Annotated in this window: 15 protein-coding genes and 1 tRNA gene; 9 read left to right on the forward strand and 7 right to left on the reverse strand. The window is 66.0% G+C overall.

The window, feature by feature from the left end; genetic code table 11:
- Window positions 1-5: 5 nt before the first annotated feature.
- Window positions 6-389, reverse strand: a complete 384-nt coding sequence (locus ASD87_RS27300) for a hypothetical protein (RefSeq protein ID WP_235512699.1) — start codon at window positions 387-389, stop codon at window positions 6-8.
- Between ASD87_RS27300 and ASD87_RS10455 the strand changes: the two genes are divergently transcribed.
- The 5 genes from ASD87_RS10455 to ASD87_RS10475 all read left to right on the forward strand — a co-directional run bounded on the left by ASD87_RS10455 (window position 318) and on the right by ASD87_RS10475 (window position 5465).
- Window positions 318-2492, forward strand: a complete 2175-nt coding sequence (locus ASD87_RS10455) for a TIM-barrel domain-containing protein (RefSeq protein ID WP_218895441.1) — start codon at window positions 318-320, stop codon at window positions 2490-2492. The genes ASD87_RS27300 and ASD87_RS10455 overlap by 72 nt on opposite strands.
- Window positions 2493-2716: 224 nt before the next feature.
- Entirely contained in the window at window positions 2717-3805 is a 1089-nt protein-coding gene (locus ASD87_RS10460; protein ID WP_056320827.1) for a methionine ABC transporter ATP-binding protein, read from the forward strand.
- The gene (locus ASD87_RS10465; protein ID WP_056320830.1) at window positions 3762-4415 is read left to right on the forward strand and encodes a methionine ABC transporter permease; all 654 of its coding nucleotides are present in this window, start codon (window positions 3762-3764) and stop codon (window positions 4413-4415) included. The genes ASD87_RS10460 and ASD87_RS10465 overlap by 44 nt, the downstream gene beginning before the upstream one ends.
- A gap of 45 nt (window positions 4416-4460) precedes the next feature.
- Complete coding sequence (locus ASD87_RS10470; protein ID WP_056320831.1) at window positions 4461-5258, forward strand: MetQ/NlpA family ABC transporter substrate-binding protein; 798 nt, start codon at window positions 4461-4463, stop codon at window positions 5256-5258.
- A 131-nt stretch (window positions 5259-5389) separates the two neighbouring features.
- Window positions 5390-5465: transfer RNA gene (locus ASD87_RS10475), tRNA-Lys, on the forward strand.
- Window positions 5466-5605: 140 nt separating this feature from the next.
- Here the strand turns inward: ASD87_RS10475 and ASD87_RS10480 are convergent.
- Window positions 5606-8695, reverse strand: a complete 3090-nt coding sequence (locus ASD87_RS10480; protein ID WP_082586253.1) for an autotransporter outer membrane beta-barrel domain-containing protein — start codon at window positions 8693-8695, stop codon at window positions 5606-5608.
- A 423-nt stretch (window positions 8696-9118) separates the two neighbouring features.
- On the opposite strand from ASD87_RS10480, the gene ASD87_RS10485 reads away from it, so the two are divergent.
- Window positions 9119-10105 carry a patatin-like phospholipase family protein gene (locus ASD87_RS10485; protein WP_369818535.1) on the forward strand — a complete coding sequence of 329 codons (987 nt, stop codon included), beginning with the start codon at window positions 9119-9121 and terminating at the stop codon, window positions 10103-10105.
- A gap of 2 nt (window positions 10106-10107) precedes the next feature.
- Entirely contained in the window at window positions 10108-11559 is a 1452-nt protein-coding gene (locus tag ASD87_RS10490) for a GntP family permease (protein WP_056320840.1), read from the forward strand.
- Window positions 11560-11570: 11 nt separating this feature from the next.
- On the opposite strand, the gene ASD87_RS10495 is transcribed toward ASD87_RS10490, so the two are convergent.
- The 3 genes from ASD87_RS10495 to ASD87_RS10505 all read right to left on the reverse strand — a co-directional run bounded on the left by ASD87_RS10495 (window position 11571) and on the right by ASD87_RS10505 (window position 12826).
- The gene (locus ASD87_RS10495) at window positions 11571-11861 is read right to left on the reverse strand and encodes a ClpX C4-type zinc finger protein (RefSeq protein ID WP_056320842.1); all 291 of its coding nucleotides are present in this window, start codon (window positions 11859-11861) and stop codon (window positions 11571-11573) included.
- 108 nt (window positions 11862-11969) lie between these two features.
- The gene (locus tag ASD87_RS10500; RefSeq protein ID WP_056320845.1) at window positions 11970-12389 is read right to left on the reverse strand and encodes a hypothetical protein; all 420 of its coding nucleotides are present in this window, start codon (window positions 12387-12389) and stop codon (window positions 11970-11972) included.
- The gene (locus tag ASD87_RS10505) at window positions 12386-12826 is read right to left on the reverse strand and encodes a transcriptional repressor (RefSeq protein ID WP_056320848.1); all 441 of its coding nucleotides are present in this window, start codon (window positions 12824-12826) and stop codon (window positions 12386-12388) included. Before ASD87_RS10505 ends, ASD87_RS10500 begins: the two co-directional genes overlap by 4 nt.
- A 107-nt stretch (window positions 12827-12933) precedes the next feature.
- Between ASD87_RS10505 and ASD87_RS10510 the strand changes: the two genes are divergently transcribed.
- The gene (locus ASD87_RS10510) at window positions 12934-13716 is read left to right on the forward strand and encodes an AraC family transcriptional regulator (RefSeq protein WP_082586255.1); all 783 of its coding nucleotides are present in this window, start codon (window positions 12934-12936) and stop codon (window positions 13714-13716) included.
- Between the two features lie 33 nt (window positions 13717-13749).
- On the opposite strand, the gene ASD87_RS10515 is transcribed toward ASD87_RS10510, so the two are convergent.
- A complete protein-coding gene (locus tag ASD87_RS10515) occupies window positions 13750-14211 on the reverse strand; it encodes a YkgJ family cysteine cluster protein (protein ID WP_056320849.1) in 462 nt (153 codons plus the stop codon).
- 220 nt (window positions 14212-14431) lie between these two features.
- Between ASD87_RS10515 and ASD87_RS10520 the strand changes: the two genes are divergently transcribed.
- Window positions 14432-15049 carry a DNA-3-methyladenine glycosylase I gene (locus tag ASD87_RS10520; protein WP_056320852.1) on the forward strand — a complete coding sequence of 206 codons (618 nt, stop codon included), beginning with the start codon at window positions 14432-14434 and terminating at the stop codon, window positions 15047-15049.
- Here ASD87_RS10520 and ASD87_RS10525 read toward each other — a convergent pair.
- On the reverse strand, window positions 15046-16950 hold the full coding sequence (locus ASD87_RS10525) for an LTA synthase family protein (RefSeq protein ID WP_056320854.1): 1905 nt from the start codon (window positions 16948-16950) through the stop codon (window positions 15046-15048). The genes ASD87_RS10520 and ASD87_RS10525 overlap by 4 nt on opposite strands.
- Window positions 16951-17133: the final 183 nt, after the last annotated feature.

The following is a 17133-nucleotide window of genomic DNA, read 5'->3' on the forward strand; positions in this document are numbered from 1 at the left end:
AAAAATTAATGCGCCCGGGGCGGCACGCCCGGCTGGCGTAGAATTGTAAGAATTGCCGGAATTTGGCGCCAATAGGCCGCAATTGACCTTTCGGGCCGGCAATTCGGCGACTCGGCGGCATCTGCGCGCCTGATGCAGGCCAAGGGCTTTATGCCCCTTTTTTGGATGAAATAACCGTCCAAAAGAGGGATCGAGTTTATTTCAAAGCTCAAATCCGTCAAAATAGCGTCTTTTGATGGTTTTTGGCTTAAGCCGGGGGATGCTCTGTGCCGCCCAAGTTCGACTTTGCCCATACTACCCAGCTCGATAATGCCGAGCTGCTGACGTCCCGCCCCAGTCGCATCGATTTCGACGCGGGCGATGGGTTGCATCTGGTAGTCGAGGCGCATGCGCCTGGAGTTTTTCGCCTGCGCTGCGGCGAGGCGAACCACTTCAATGATGACAAGCCGGGCGCGCGTGCGCGCGCCGTGGCCGAAATGCTGCTCGCGCGCCAGGAGGCGGTGGGCGAAGCGACCATCGCGCCTCGCGATGGCGGGGACGGCTGGCGGATCACCCAGGGCGACGTGGCCCTGGAGATCCAGGCCAATCCTGTTCGCATCGCCCTGTACCGCAACGAAGACCGCGTCTTCGAATCCGAGGTTTCCGCGCATACGCCCGCATTCGGGCACAACGCGCTGGACCAGGCCGATGACGCCGTGTGGACGGCCGGTTTCACGTTGGCCGCCGACGAGCGTGTCTACGGTCTGGGCGAAACCCCGGGGGACCTGAACCGCCGCGAGGAATCGGTGGTTTCCGACGACCCGGAGCACCGCGCGCTGCCGCTGGCCTGGAGTCCCCGAGGCTGGGGCGTCTATGCCAATACGATGCGCCGCGTGGAACATTCGGTGGGCGTCGCGCCGGCGGACTCGGCCTATGTGCTGACCGTCGATGACGCGGTGCTGGACTTGTTCCTGTTCGCCGGCGAACCCGCCGAAATCCTGAATCAATACACCGCGCTGACCGGCCGCGCCGGCCAGCCCGTCCTGTGGGCAATGGGCGCGTGGCTGCAGCAGGCCGCGGGCGAAATGCCCACGCAAACGGTTGCCCTGGTGGCGCGCATGCGCGAAAACCAGATTCCGGTGGATGCCGTGACGCTGGCCCAGCCAATCGCGTGGGGCTTCCAGGCGGACAAGACGGTTTTTGAATGGGATGCCCAACGCTTTCCCGACGCCAAGCAGATGCTGGCGCTCTTTCACAAACACAACGTGCATGTGGCGGCCTCCGGCTTTCCGGGCGTCATCAAGACCAGTCCGCTCTTTGAAGAGCTGGAAGACCGCGGCTGGCTGCTGACCAAGGACGACGGCGCTGCCCAGGTGTTCGACGGCAACGCGGCGACGTCCGGCCAGCCCTACGGCCTGCTGGACCTGACCTATCGCGACATCTACAACCTGTGGGTCGAGCGCCACCGCCAATTGGTGGAAGACGGTCTGGATGCGCCCGCCTGCGACGCGCAGATCGCCATCCCCGATGGCGTGACCGCCCGCAACGGCGAGACCGGCCCGGCCCTGCGCACGATGTATCCCCTGCTGGTGCGCCGCGCGCTGTTCGACGCGGTGGCCGGATTGAAGGTGCCGCCCGAAGGCGTCGTGCCCAGCGCGGACCTCTTCCCGGCGGCCCAGCGCCTGCCGTGGCAGGTGGGCCCGCAGGTCGACAACACCTGGGAAGGCCTGCGGCACACGCTGCGCACGTCCCTGTCGATCGGTTCCAGCGGCGTGCCCGTCCAGGTGCACAACATTGGTTCGGCCGCGCGCGACCGCGCCGGCATGACGCCCGAGCTTTACCTGCGCTGGCTGACCGCCGGCGTGTTCTCGGCCAATTTCGCCTTCCAGGGCGTGGAAGGGCTGATGCCCTGGGATTTCGGCGACGAAACCCTGTCCCACGCCAAGACCTGGATGCAGTGGCGCTACCGCCTGGTGCCCTATGTGCTGGGCGCCATCGAGGACTCGGCCCGCACCGGTCTGCCGGTGCAACGCTCCATGGCGCTGTCGTTCCCGAACGATCCGCACGCCCACGAATGGGATCTGCAATACCTGCTGGGTCCCGCCCTGCTGGTGGCGCCGGTCACCGAACCGGGCAATCAGGTGCGCGTGTACCTGCCCAAGGGCGAGGCGTGGTGGGATCTGAACACCGGCCATCGCTACGAGGGCGGCACCACGTGGACCATCGATTGCGAGCTTGGCCAGTTCCCGGTGTTCGGCCGCGAAGGTCACATGCTCTGTCTCGGTCCCGCCGCGCAGCATACGGGCGAGTTCAACTCGGCCCGCATCCTGGACGAGGTCTGGATGTTCGGCATGCCGGTGCATAACCCGGTCGTCATGCGCAACAAGATCCGCGTGATGCAGATGCAGGGTTCGAGCTACATCAAGGGGCTGGAGGGGCTGCGGATCTCGCCGTCCGAAGGCCTGGAAGTGAAGCGCCGCGGCGCGGAAGTCCGCATCTCGCGCGCACGCTGAACCCGGGTCGGCCGCAAGCCGGCCGCCGAAAAGAAAGGGCAGTCAGGAAGGCTTTCCTTCCCGGCTGCCCTTTGTGTCTTTGCCGGATCGCCATTGTCGAGGCGTTTGCGCGGCTTTCCAGAAGCCTCGCGGCGCCGGGCGGGCAGTTGATATTTCTTGTAGTTATTAAAAATGGAAAAAACGGTCGTTCTCTTTAGAAGAGAAAAGATACAAAATCGCTTGCCATGATTCACATCGAGAACCTATCCAAGACCTACGCCACGCCGCATGGGGAATTCCAGGCGCTGCGAGGCATCAACCTGCACATCGAGCAGGGCGAGGTCTTTGGCATCATCGGTCCCAGCGGGGCCGGTAAAAGCACGCTGGTCCAGTGCATCAACCTGCTGGAACGTCCCAACCAGGGCAACATCTCCATCGGCGGCCAGGCGCTGACCGGCCTGACCGAAGCGCAGCTGCGTGAACAGCGCCGCCGCATCGGCATGGTGTTCCAGGGATTCAACCTGCTGTCGCGGCGCACGGTGTACGGCAACGTCGCCCTCCCGCTGGAAATCGCGGGCGTGTCCAAAGCTGAAATTCCGGCGCGCGTGGAGCGCCTGCTGGCGCTGGTCGGGCTGGAACACCTGCGCGACCGTTATCCCAGCCAGATCAGCGGCGGCCAGAAGCAGCGCGTCGGCATCGCCCGCGCGCTGGCCAACAACCCGGACGTGCTGCTGAGCGACGAAGCCACGTCGGCGCTAGACCCCGAAACCACGCACAACATCCTGGCGCTGCTGCGCGACATCAACCGCAAGACCGGCGTGACCGTGGTCATGATCACGCACCAGATGGAAGTCGTGCGCGAGGTCTGCGATCGCGTCGCCGTGCTGTCGCAGGGCGAGGTCGTCGAAATCGGCAGCACCCGCGAGGTCTTTGCCCAACCCCGTCATGAAGTGACCCGCAACATGGTGTCGGCCGCCACCGCCTCGGAACTGACCGACGCCACGCTGGCCGCCGTCAAGGAACGCATCCAGGCGCTGGCCGCCGCCAAACCCGGCCAGACCGTGCGCCTGTTGCGCCTGTCGCTGACCGGCACCGACGCATCGGGCGCTTTCCTGTCTGACCTGACCCGGCAATTCGGCCTGGACGTCGGGCTGGTGCAGGCGCGCGTCGAAGACATCCAGGGCGTGGCCGTGGGCACGATGTTTGTGCTGGCCCAAGGCGCGCCCGCCGCGCTCAAGGACGGGATTGCCGCCTTGAACGCCCGTGACATTACCGTTGAAGAAATAGCTCATGAGTCCGCAACTGATCGACCTGCTTATTACGTCGCTGCTTGACACCCTGCTGATGGTGGGCGTGGCCAGCGCCATTGCGGTGATCATCGGCATTCCGCTTGGCGTCATGCTGACGGTGACCGCGCGCGGCAACATGCTTGAAAACCAGCCCGTGAACCACGTGCTGGGGGCCATCATCAACGCGACCCGTTCGGTGCCGTTTGTGATCCTGATGGTCGCGATCATCCCGTTCACGCGATTGGTGGCGCAGACGTCCATCGGCACCACCGCCGCCATCGTGCCTTTGTCGGTGGCCGCCATTCCCTTCATGGCGCGCATCGCGGAAAACGCCATGCGCGAGGTCGATCCGGGCCTCATCACCGCGGCGCGCGCCATGGGCGCATCGCCGATGCAGATCATCATGAAGGTGCTGCTGCCCGAAGCCCTGCCGGGCCTCATCGCCGCCACCATCGTCACCGTGGTCAGCCTGATCGGTTATTCGGCCATGGCCGGCGCCATCGGCGGCGGCGGGCTGGGCGACCTGGCGATCCGCTATGGCTACCAGCGCTTCCAGTCCGACGTCATGGCCGCGGTCGTGATCGTGCTGATCGTTCTGGTTCAAGCCATCCAGAGCCTGGGCGACCGCTTCGTGCGCCGCATGTCGCATCGCTGATCTTCTTCGTTTTTTCCTACTTCCGTCATATCGGGATATCGCAACATGAGCATCAAGGTTTTGAAGTCGCTGGCCGCGTTCGCTTTGGGCGCCGCCGTATTCGCCCAGCCCGCGCTGGCTCAGGACAAGCCGCTGAAGGTCGGCGTCACCGCCGGTCCGCACGCCCAGATCTTTGATGTGGTCAAGGCCGAAGCCGCCAAGCAGGGCCTGAATCTGCAAGTCATCGAGTTCTCGGACTACGTGCAGCCGAACGTGGCGCTGGCCGCCGGCGACCTGGACCTGAACAGCTACCAGCACCAGCCCTACCTGGACAACGCCAACGCGGACCGCGGCTACAAGCTGGTCAGCATCGCCAAGACCGTGATCTTCCCGATCGGCATCTACAGCAAGAAGATCAAGTCGCTGTCCGAACTGAAGGAAGGCGCCCGCATCGCGCTGCCGAACGACCCGACCAACGGCGGCCGCGCGCTGCTGCTGCTGCAGGCCAATGGCTTGATCAAGCTGCGTCCGGAAGCGGGCCTGAAGGCCACGCCGATCGACGTGGTCGAGAATCCCAAGAAGCTGCGCTTCATCGAACTGGACGCCGCCCAACTGCCGCGCTCGCTGGATGACACCGACGCTTCGGCCGTGAACACCAACTTCGCGCTGGAAGCCGGACTGAATCCGACCAAGGATGCCATCGCCCAGGAATCGCCCGACTCGCCGTACGCCAACGTGCTGGTCGTGCGTGAAAAGGACAAGGACCGTCCCGAGTTCGCCAAGCTGGTCTCCATCTATCACAGCCCGGCAGTGAAGCAGTTCATCGAAACCAAGTTCAAGGGCGCGGTGGTGGCTGCCTGGTAATCCAGCACGCCGCACCACCCGCAAACGGCCGCCGCGAGCGGCCGTTTGCTTGCCTGGCTCCGCTGGCAGGATGGCACGCTGTCATTTTTTGACAAGCCCTTCGAAATCCGCCATAATTTCGGGCTTCGGTCGGGTTGTTAGCTCAGTCGGTAGAGCAGCGGACTTTTAATCCGTTGGTCGCGAGTTCGAGTCTCGCACAACCCACCACCCCAATTCGCGCAACATCAAGTCGAACGCCGCTATTTCGTTAGCGGCGTTTTTTGTTGGTGCACAAATATTTGTGCCAAATACAAAAACGCCGCTATCGACATAGCGGCGTTTTGCTTTGCCTGGCGTTCGTGTACGTCTTAGTACCGCCAGGTCATATGGACGGAACCGGCGTTTTCCCGGTTGCCGCCGCCGAACTGGCCGGTGTAGTTCAGGCCGATGGTTGCATTGCGCGTGAGCGCGGTTTCGACGCCGAGCTCGGCCAGCGCGGCATCGCGCGCGATGGGAGCGCCGGCCACGGTGAAGGCCTGGCCGCCATCGAAGGACATGGTGCTTTCGGGCTGCACGTCGCCAAAGGCGTGGCGCCAGCCCAAGGTGGCCTGCACGCGTCCTTCGGTCTGGCCAACCGTGAAGTTCATCAGCCCGCGTAAGCCCAGCGTGGAGGTGGTTTGCTTGTTGCTGTCGCTCTGCCCGTTCAAGGCGGCCGATCCGCCGGACTCCGAGAAGCTGCGGTTGCGCGTATCGCTCCAGGACAGCCCGGCGAAGGGCTCGATGCTGACGCGCTCGGACATCGGCAGGGCGTAGCCGAGTTCGGCGAACAACTGGGTGGTGCTTGCGCCATAGTCGGCAGTCAGCGTCTGGGACACGCCGGAGACGCTGGCGCGGCGTTCGGTGGAGATGTCGTGCCAGGTGTAGGCCGTGCCGGCCATCACGTTCAGCTTGCCAGGGCCGACCTCGAACACCTTGCCGCCAAACACCGCCGCGCTGTAGCCGGCAATGTCGGCCTGCGACGAACGGTCGTCCACGCGAATCTTGCTGTCGGTGAAGCCCAGGGCGCCGCCCAGGCGCCAGCCGCCGCCCAAGGCGTGGTCGACGCCGGCGAAGACGCCGCCGGTGTTTTGGCGCACTTGCGCCGAGTCGCCGTCGCCCTTCCAGGTCTGCCAGTTGCCGATGACTTCGGCCCAGGCGGGCTGCGCATTGGAGGAAGGCAGGGCGGACGCGGACGGGGTGCCGCCAAGTTGCGCGGTCGGCGCGCCTGCGCGCATGCCGGCGCCCAGGTTGGCGCGCAGGTAGGCGAGGGGCACCGCGCGTACCGAGTTGTTGAGACCCGTCAGGGTGGAGGTGACGCTGGCGTGCGCTTCTCCGGACAGGCTGTTGAAGGCCGCGGCCGTGGCGCCTTCGGGCAGCGTCAGGATGTATTCGTGCAGCGGGTTGCCGGCGGGCAGGCTGTCCAGGGCGTTGGCCACGGCGCGCTGGTTGCCGGTTTGCGCCGCGTCGGCGAAGGCGATCGGGCGAGTCGGCGTTTCAGGAACGCTGGGGGTGACCGGCGTGACCGGGGTAACCGGAGTCACTGGGGTCTCCGGGGTGACCGGGGTTTCCGGGGTTTCCGGGGTCACGGGCACCTGTTTGCGGCCAAGCTGCATCACGACGTTCTGGCCGTCATAACGCAGGGCCGGATCCAGAAAGGCGTAGTTGGACGAGACGCTGTTGAACTGCCCATTGACCGTGCCCGCGCTGAGGATGGCGTATTCGCGCCGGGTCTGGAACCCGCCGTCCGGCCCGACATGCACCGCCGAACCCGCCAGGTTTGCCGTGCCGCTGACAACGACACGGCTGCTTGCCGACGATTGGGAATCGGCCGTCACCTGATAGACCGAACCTGGCGAGAACGTCAGGTCGCCCGCGACGTTCAGGGTGGTGCCGGCCGCGCCAGGGGCCAGCGTGGCGCCGTTTTGCAGCGTGGTCGTGCCGACCGTTCCCGAGCCGCGCAGGGATGCGCCGCTGGCGACGTTCAGGGTGCCGCCCAGGGCGCCGTTGACCGTCAGGGCGCCGCCCAGCAGATTGGTTTGGCCGCTGAAGGCACTGGAATCGCCGGTCAAGGTGGTCGATCCCGCCAGCATGTCGATGGTGCCCTTGCCCGGCGACAGAGAACTGATGCCGGGGGCGAAGACGTAGTTCGAACTGGAGTGGTTGAAGACCAGCTTGCCGGTCCCGTCGCCAAAGCGCACGCCAAGCGCGGCCTGCACGACGCCCGGCGCGGCAGCGGCATCGCTGGCGGCGGCGCCGATATTCAAGGTGCCCACCGATCCCGCCGCATCGGCGATTCGGACGCGGTTGGCGGTTTCAAGGGTGGCGCCGTTGGACAAGGTGGCGGCGCCCGTGCCTTGATAGCCGACGAGGAAGGCGCTGGAGGTCCTGAGCCGGGTCTGCGGGCCGTCCGCGACGAGGGTGCCTTCGCTGCCTGCGCTGAAGCCGGCGACCACCTGGTAGGCATCGATCATCGCACCGTCCGTCGCAGCCAGATGGCCCCTCGAACCCGCATACATGCCCAGCGCAATGTAGCTGGTCAGCGAGGAGAGCTGGCTGCCGGCGCCGGAAACCAGCAGTTTGCCGTCGCCGCCCGCGTACATGCCCACATAGGTCTGGGCGCCGGAAGTGGCCGTGGCCCCGCCCTTGATGTCCAGCGTGCCAGTGCTGCGCGAGCCGATCGACATGCTTCTGACTGTCTGCATCGACGAGCCAGCGCCCGTGATTTCGATCGTGCCCGTCGAACCCGCCGAGTTGGCCACCAGCAGGCCGGTAAGTTGAACCGTGCCCTTGTCGGAGATCGTGACGACGCCGGTGCCGTTGTCACCTGCGGTGATTTGCCCGGCGTTCAGGGAGCTGCCCAGGCCAGAAATATTCAGGGTGCCGAGAGAGCCGGTGTGCGAACCCAGCGTGACGGCCGTCGATGCGATGGCTTTGGCGCCGCGGGTCACGTTCAGCGTGCCCGTGCCATAGAAGCCGACGCTGAAGGCCTCTGCGGTCCACTGAGAGTCCGCGCCGTTGATGGTGGCCGTGCCGGACTGAAGTTCGGACGTGCCGGGCGTGAAACCATTCGTGGAGTTGCCGATGATGGCCGAACCGCTGGTCAAACGGCTGCCATGTTCCACGTTGAGCGAGGGACCGCCAATCGCGCCAAGAAAGATGACGCCCGCCTGGTTGCTGCCGCTGGAGATAACCGGCGCGTACGGCGTAACGCTATTGATGAACAGATAGCCGGTCGAGCCCGGAAGCGATGCCGACGACCAGTTTTGCACGTCTTGCCAGTCTGCGCTCTGCGTGCCGTTCCAGGTGATGTTCTGCGCAATTGCAGGCGCGGCGCCCAAGGTCAGCATGCCGGACCCGGACAGGCCAAGCGCTTGCAAGGCAATGACAATCGCCCTTTTTTTCAGTTTTTGTCGAGGCATTTCGCGTTTCAGAAGTGAATTTAGCTGAGGCGGAATGGCGCAAATCCTGAAAAAGCCATGGCGCACGTGAAGGGAAAGCGGGGATGCGAGGGATGCTGCGGCCTCGATGCTTGGGAAGCCTGCGCGTTGGGGCGCGCGCAATCGATCTTACGATTTGCTGAAAAAGCCAAAACCCAAAAAAACACCGGTGTTGACGGCTATTTTTCTTATTATGATGCGACCCCAATTTCTATCCCGAGGGCGTAGTCTTCCGTTTTCCAGGCGCATCGCGTATAACTTCCGAACGATATGTGCAGCGCAACATGGCGCATGTCGCAGTCACACCGATCGCAAGCTCACCCCCAGCCTCCCGCAAGGAGTTCCGCCGTGGCCCGATCCAAAGCGTCAGCGACTGCCCGCGATCCCGTCTTGATCGATCTTGCGCTGCAGGGGGGAGGCGCGCACGGCGCCTTCACCTGGGGTGTGCTGGACCGGCTGCTGGAAGAATCGTGGCTTGGCATCGATGGCATCTCCGGCACCTCGGCCGGCGCCATGAACGCCGCCGTGCTGGTGCTGGGACATGCGCGCGGGGGCGCGCAGGGCGCCCGCGCCGCGCTCGAGGACTTCTGGCGCCGCGTGTCCGACGCCGCCCGCTTCAGTCCCTTTCGCCGCAGCCCGCTCGACATCCTGATGGGCTCGTGGTCGCTGGACAATTCCCCCATGTTCATCGCCTTTGACATGGCGTCGCGGGTGTTCTCTCCCTATGACCTAAGCGCGTCCGGGGCCAATCCCCTGGCCGCCATCCTGCGGGAGGTCATTGATTTCGACGAACTGGCGCGCGCGCCCATCCATCTGTTCATCACCGCGACGAACGCGCGCACGGGCCGGGGCCGGGTATTCAAGAATGCCGAGGTCAATGCCGACGTGCTGCTGGCGTCGGCCTGCCTGCCCACGCTGTTCCGCGCCGTGATGATCGACGGCGATCCCTATTGGGACGGCGGCTACAGCGGCAATCCGACCATCACGCCGCTGGTGCGGGACTGCCAGTCGCACGACACGATCCTGGTGCAGATCAATCCGGTGGAGCGGGCCGGGTTGCCCAGCAGCGCCCGCGAGATCATGAACCGCCTGAACGAAGTCACCTTCAACGCATCGCTCCTGAAGGAGCTGCGCATGATCGCGCTGCTGCGTCAGGTGGCCGACCCCGGCAATGGCGAGGGCAGGATGTGGGCGCAGATGCGGATACACCGGATCTCGTCCGAGCTCATGGTGGAGCTGGGGTATTCGTCCAAGCTCAACGCCGAATGGCCGTTCCTGTGCATGCTGCGCGACGAGGGCAGAAAGGCGGCCGAGCGTTTCCTGGCCGAACACGGCGACGACCTGGGCAAACGGTCGTCATTGGATATCGACGAATTGCTGGGCGAGGTCTGATCATGGGACTGTTCGGTATTCTGCTGGCGCTGGTCCTGCTGATCGGGCTGGCCTATCGCGGCTGGAGCATCCTGCTGCTGGCGCCGGCCGCGGCCATGGTGACGGCTGCCGCGGCGGGGGAGCCGCTGCTGGCCCATTGGACGCAGACCTTCATGGGCGGCGCGGCCGGGTTCGTCGCCCAGTTCTTTCCCTTGTTCCTTCTGGGGGCGCTGTTCGGCAAGCTCATGGCCGACAGCGGCTCGGTCACTGCGATTGCCGACGCCATGACGCGCAAGCTGGGCGCGCGGCGCGCCATCCTGGCCGTGGTGCTGGCCGGCGCCATCGTGACGTACGGCGGCGTCAGCCTGTTCGTGGCGTTTTTCGTGCTGGCGCCCATGGCGCATGCGCTGTTCCGGTCGGCCGGCATTCCGGTACGCCTGATGCCGGCGGCCATCCTGCTTGGCACGTCAACCTTCACGATGTCCGCGTTGCCGGGCACACCAGCCGTGCAGAACGCCATTCCCATGCCGTTTTTTGCGACCACGCCGTTCGCCGCGCCGGGGCTGGGCATCGTTGCCAGCGCAATCATGCTGGGCTTCGGGCTGTGGTGGCTGAGCCGCGCGGAAGCCGCCGCGCGGCGGGCGGGTGAAGGCTACGTTGCGCCCGCGGGCATGGCCAGCGACGTGGCCGACGACGTGCTGGTGCGCGAGCGCGCCACCGCCGCGCGCGAGTTCGACCCGGCCGAAATGCAACATGGCCAGCGCAGCCCGGACGCGCCCTCGGCGCTGGTGGCGGCGACGCCGCTGGTCGTGGTGATCCTGGTCAATCTGCTGATGACGCTGATCGTCCTGCCGCGCATGGACACCGCGTGGCTCGCCGAGGCGCGCTGGGGCGGCACCAGCCTGGCCGCGGTTGGCGGCGTCTGGTCGGTGATCACCGCGTTGCTGGCCGCGATCGTGGTGCTGGTGGTGTTGAACTTCCGGCGCCTGCCGTCGCTGCGCGACACGATGGACGCCGGCGTGAACGCGTCCGCGCTGCCGCTCCTGAGCGTCGCGAGCCTGGTGGGATTCGGCGCGGTGGTCGCCTCGCTGCCGTCGTTTGCGGCGGTGCGCGACTGGGTGCTGTCGATCGAGGGCGGGCCGCTGGTGTCGCTGGCCGTGGCCACCAACGTGCTGGCGGCGTTGACCGGATCGGCGTCGGGCGGCCTGACCATCGCCCTGCAATCGCTGGCCGGCACCTACATGGAGCTGGCGCAGACCCTGGGCATCGATCCGGCGCTGATGCACCGCGTGTCGGTGATTGGCGCGGGCACGCTGGACAGCTTGCCGCACAACGGCGCCGTGGTGACCTTGCTGGCGGTGTGCGGGTCGAACCACCGGGATGGCTACATGAATATCGTTGTGGTGGGCATCGTGGGACCCATCATCGGGCTGGCGGCGGTCATCGCGCTGGGCAGCGCGGTGGGATCGTTCTGACGCGACGCCCGTCAGGACAGCGTGCGCGCGGGCAGCGCCGCCGACAGGTCGTTCAGGCTCAGGCCGCAGCACCGCGCCCGCTCGGCCAGCGTTTCGCTCTGCGCCAGGGCGCGGCTGCTTTCCTCCAGCAGCACGTCCAGCTGCTCTTGCGGCGTGGCGGCCATCGCCCATGCCCGGTCCGCAAAGCGCACGGCAAACTGGTCCACGCACGATTTGCAGATGGCCGCGCCGTTCTGCTCGAGCAGCGGCGCGCCCTGCGCGAGCGTCGATTGGCAAAACTGACAGGCGAGGGCGTGGTTCATGCGTCGGGCGGCGGGACGAGAGTTGGCAAAAACGGCCACGGAAACGACGGGGCCTGTCATTGAACAACGGCCGCGCACGCCCAGTCTTAAATCGCGGGGCTTGGCGCCTTAATCGACATTGAAGCCGCCCGGCCCCGCGTGCCCAAGCAATTCCCGCGCGCATTGGACCGCTTCTCCCGGTGTCGCGACCGCCAGGAACGGCAGGCCGAAGGCGCGAGCCATCTTTTCGCCGCGCTTGCGCAGCTTGTCCAGCGCCTGGGCATCGCGTTCGACGGCGATGAACGCCCGGCATCGCGCCCGCAGGCGCGGCATGTTGGCGGTCTGCCATTCGATCATGGCCCTGCGGTCCTCGTGCGCGGCCTCATGGCGCGTGTCGGGCACCACCATGACAAAGGTGCGCGGGTTCTCCACCAGCAGCTCCATTTCCCGGATCCACGTGGCCGAATAGCCGAGCGGCGCGCCGCCGTGCCGGGCCGTCACGATGGGAAACTGCGACAGGTCGTGAAAGAAGAATTGGTCGTGGTTCATTCGAAGGCTCCGTGGGGCAGGGCAGGGTCGTCCGTGGCGCAGCCGCAGCTGCCGTAAAGCACGAGGCTGTAGGAATCCAGTTCAAAGCCGCAGCGCCGCGCGATCTTCCTGACCCGCTGCGCCGTGGCGGGATCGCTGGACTCCCGGATCTGGCCGCACCGCGTGCAGACCAGGTGGTCGTGATGCCCCTTGTCGTTCAGTTCGAACACGTTGGTGTGCGAATCGAGCTGGGTGCGTTTGAGCAGGCCGGCGTGCTCCAGTTGCGTGATCACCCGGTACACCGTGGCCAGGCCGATATTGCTGTGGTCGGAGATGAGGCGGCGGTAGATGTCCGCGGCGCTCATGTGCTCGTCGGCATGGCGGTAGAAGATGTCTAGGATCTTCAGACGCGGAAAGGTGGCTTTGATGCCGGCGTCGCGCAGCCGTGCGTGGTCCATGAAATTTCTCCATTCGTGGGCGGATATCCCAATGATGAGAATGATGTACATTTTCAAATGGACCCGCTAACGGGAACCCGTCAACCTGTACCTCAAACCTGCCAACCATGCGTGAAGCGGCTGCCTCTCCCCCTCTGCCCGACGTCCTTCTGACGCCGTACAGCCTGCGCCGGCGCCGGGAATCCAAGGGCATTTCGGTGCCCGCGCACGTCCACGCCGAGGGCATGCTGGTGCTGGTGCACGAGGGACTTGTCATGGTGCAGTCGGGCGACCGCGTGTTGACGGTGCTGCCGGGCAGCCTGGGCTGGATTCCGCCCGGCGTGCGCCATGGCGCGCGCTGGTTTGGGGAGGCGCGCGGCTCGTTCCTGCACGTGCACCCCGACGTGTGCGCGCGCTTGCCGCCGCATTGCCGGGCGTGGCCGTCCTCGCGGCTGATCGAGGCGCTGGTCGAGCGCTTCATCGAAGGCACGTCGCGGGAGACCCCGGCGGCTTATCAGGCGCAACTCTTTGACGTGCTGCTGGAAGAGCTAAGGCAGCGCAGCGCCGAGGCGACCGTGCCGCTGCCGATGCCGGCCGACCCGCGCCTGCAGGATCTGGCCAACACGCTGCTGGATACGCCGGACGACACGGCGGGCATCGACGAATGGGCGCAGCGGTTGAACATGTCTTCGCGCACCCTGATGCGGCGCTTTCGCCAGGAAACCGGCGTGACGCTGGGGCAGTGGCGTCAGCAGGCCAGGCTGCTGCGGGCGCTGGAGATGCTGTTTCGCGGCGGATCCGTCACGCAGGTGGCGCTGTCGGTGGGCTACGAAAGCACCAGCGCATTCATCGGCAGCTTTCGCACGGCGTTCGGCATGACGCCCACGCGCTATCTGGCGGGGCGCGCCTAGGACATGACCGCGAAGGGTTCGCCGCGGCGCGCGTCAGGCGGCCGCGGGCTGGTCCGGATGCAGCGGGCCCTGCGGGTCGTTCTCGGCGTCGGGACGGGGCGGCACGGGTGCCAGACCCAATCCCAGTCGCAGGCGCTGGCAATCCGGATTGGGCGATCCGTCCGGCATCCAGATGTCGAAGTCGCGGCACGGCGTGGGCCGGTTGTCGTAGATGTCGCAGTGAATGCCGGGTTTGCCGAGTTCTCCGCGCAGCGAGATGCAGCGCCCGCCGCCCATCTCCGTGCCCTTCATGCAGGCGCGCAGGGGGCTCATCTGGGTGACCAGTTCCAGTGGCACCTGGCCGCCGTTTTCGCCGGCCAGTTCACCGACGTAAAAGGACACGCGAAAGTGCGCGCAACATGCGCCGCAGTCCAGGCAGGGATTGGCGGACGGGTCGTCGCCGGCCAGCACGGCAGGCGACACGAAGGTAACGAGTGAAGTCAGTGGCAGGGACATGGGGCAAGGTCCGAAATGGCCTGTCCGGCTCCCCGTCTTGGCGCATGTCTGGCCTGCGATGCGCCGGCCCGCCGCGCTGATCCGACGGTGCGCGCGGCACAGGCCGGCGCCGAATCAAGGCCGGAAATATTATCTGGATTTGCGTTGCGGCCGCTACGACTTTTTTCAGGGACGTTGCTGGAGTAGCATCGGTAGCCCGTCAGCCGTAAGGAGCGATCTCTTGTCCGCCAAAACCGATTTCCCAGATGGCCTTGCCCGTTGCGGCTGGGTGGACACGTCCGCCGAATACATGGCCTATCACGACACCGAATGGGGCCGCCCCGAAGGCGACGATCGCGCGCTGTTCGAACAGCTTTGCCTTGAAGGGTTCCAGTCCGGGCTCAGCTGGCGCACCATCCTGAACAAGCGCGAGGCCTTCCGCCGCGGCTTTGCCAACTTCGACCCGGCCAGGCTTGCCACCTTTGGCGAACACGAAGTCCAGGCGCTCTTGGCCGATCCGGGCATCGTGCGCCATCGCGGCAAGATCGAAGCCATGATCAACAACGCGGCCCGCGCGCTGGAAATGATCGACCGCGAAGGGTCCCTTGCCGCGTATTTCTGGCGCTTCGAAGCGCCGCCCTCCAAGGTGTCCACCTACGGGGCTTCGACCTCCGAACTGTCCGAAGCGCTGTCCAAGTCGCTCAAGAAACTGGGCTGGAAGTTCGTGGGGCCGACCACGGTGTACGCCTTCATGCAGTCCGTGGGCATGGTCAACGACCACAGCCCCGGCTGCCATTGCCATCCGCTCGTCGAAAAGAAGCGCAAGGCGTTTGTTCGGCCGGGTGGCCGGTCAGGCTAGGGCGCGGTCTGCACCGGCGCCTGCGTGGGCAAGCTGTAGCGCCCCTCGCGGTAAGCCCAGCTTGGCCACAACGCGTGGGCCAGCGCCTCGGTTGCCAGTTCGGCGTTCAGCGGCGCGGGCGCGTAGTCCTCGGGGGCCGTGTAGCGGTACTGCACCGGGGGCTTGTTGGGCGCCAGCACCAGCAGGTCGTCTCCCTTCAGATAACCGTAGGTGCTGTCGTACTGCATGATGGCGCGTCCGGGCGTGCTGCGCGTCAGGTCGTGGCCGATCATCGGGTGCTCGGTATCCACGCCGATCAGCGACAGCAGGGTGGGCGGCAGATCAATCTGGCTGACGATGCGGTCGTCGCGCCGCGCCTCGATGCCGGCGCCCAGGATCACGGCAGGAATGTGGAAGTGGCGCACCGGCACCAGGCTGGCGCCGAACACGCGCGAGTCATGGTCCGCCGCCACCAGGAAGACCGTGTTTTCCCAATACGGAGACGCCTTGGCGCGTTCGAAGAACCGGCCCAGCGCCCAGTCGGCGTAGCGCACCGTGTTCTCGACGGTGGCGGGATTGCCGTCGGTTTCGATGCGGCCCGCCGGGTACTCCCAAGGCGTATGGTTGGACACGCTGAACGCCAGCGTGAAGGTCGGCTGGTCGCCATCTTCGCGCAGCAGGCGGTCAAGCTGGTTGAACATGTCCTCGTCCGACGCGCCCCACGTGCCGACGAACGCGGGGTCGACAAAATCCGGCCGGTCGACGATCTGCTTGAAGCCGTTGCCCAGAAAGAAGCCCTTCATGTTGTCGAAGTGCGACTCGCCGCCATAGATGAAGCGCGAGTGATAACCGTGGCGCCCCAGCAGGTCGGCCAGCGAAAAGAACCCGCGCTGCGAGCGCGGCAGTTTCAGCACCGCTTGCGCGGGGGTGGGCAGGAACCCGGTGGTGACAGCTTCCAGTCCGCGCACCGAGCGGGTGCCGGTGGCGTAGGCGCGCGTGAAAGTCCAAGCCTCGCGCGCCAGCGCGTCCAGCTCCGGCGTCAGGTTGGCGCCGCCCAAGGCCGCGCTGTACTGCGCGCCCAGGCTTTCTTCAAGGATGATGACCAGATTGAGCGGGCGATGCGTCTTGCGCGTGGCCGGCTGGCGATGCAGGCTGGGGTAATCGGGATTCGGCGGGGGAAACGGCAGCCCGGACTTCGCCAGCACCAGGGCGTGCATTTCGTCGTCGTCCATGCCGCCATATACGGCGGAGGCCGACTTCTCGTTCTTCATGCTGTAGACCGCATAGAACACGTTGTACAGCGAGTTCAACGCCAAGGTGTTGAGCATGCCGTCGGAGCTGTAGGCCACCGAGGACGGGTTGATGGGACGGTGGCCCAGCGTGCCGCGGATGGCCAGGATCACCACCGCCAGGACCGCCACGCTGGCTAGCGGCATCTGCCACCACGTCAGCGGCGCATCCGGACGCGCGTGGCCCAGCAGCGCCCATGCGGCCCAGCCAATCAGCGCCAGCGCGCCCAGCCCGCCCAGCAGGGCGCCCTTGTAGCCGCGCCACAGCATGCCAGAGACTTCGCGCGGGTGCTTCAGGTATTCGACGAACAGGCGGTTGGGACGGGAGTCGTATTCGATGATGAAGGGCGGCGTCGCCACTTCCAGGAACGCCAGCAGGACGAACGCCACGATGTACCAGACAGCGGTGAAGTCCGCCGCCACGGGAAAGTGGCCGAATAGCGGCGACAGCACGGCCGGCAGCGCCGCCAGCACCGCGATCTGATGCGCATCGATCCGCAGTCCCCGCAGCAGCAAAGGCGCCAGGCCGCCGGCGTTGCGCACGCGCTGCCACTGCCAAAGCGCCAGCGCCAGGCGGCTGAGCGTCAGCAGCGCGAAGGCCGCCAACACGAATATCAAAGTCGAGTGCCGCATCGGGCCTCCAGGTTGTCCTGCACTTGCGCCCGGTCAGGGGCGGATTTGGTCATTTGGCATTGGAACCGCCGCCGGCGTCAAAAATTCGGCAACCGGGCCGGATACGGTTACTACCGCCCAGCCGCAGTCGTCTCTCTTTGTAACGGCGCTCCCATCGCACGGGCACGCCGCTTGCTGCGCACC

Source organism: Achromobacter sp. Root170, assembly GCF_001428165.1.
Lineage (GTDB): Bacteria > Pseudomonadota > Gammaproteobacteria > Burkholderiales > Burkholderiaceae_B > Achromobacter > Achromobacter mucicolens.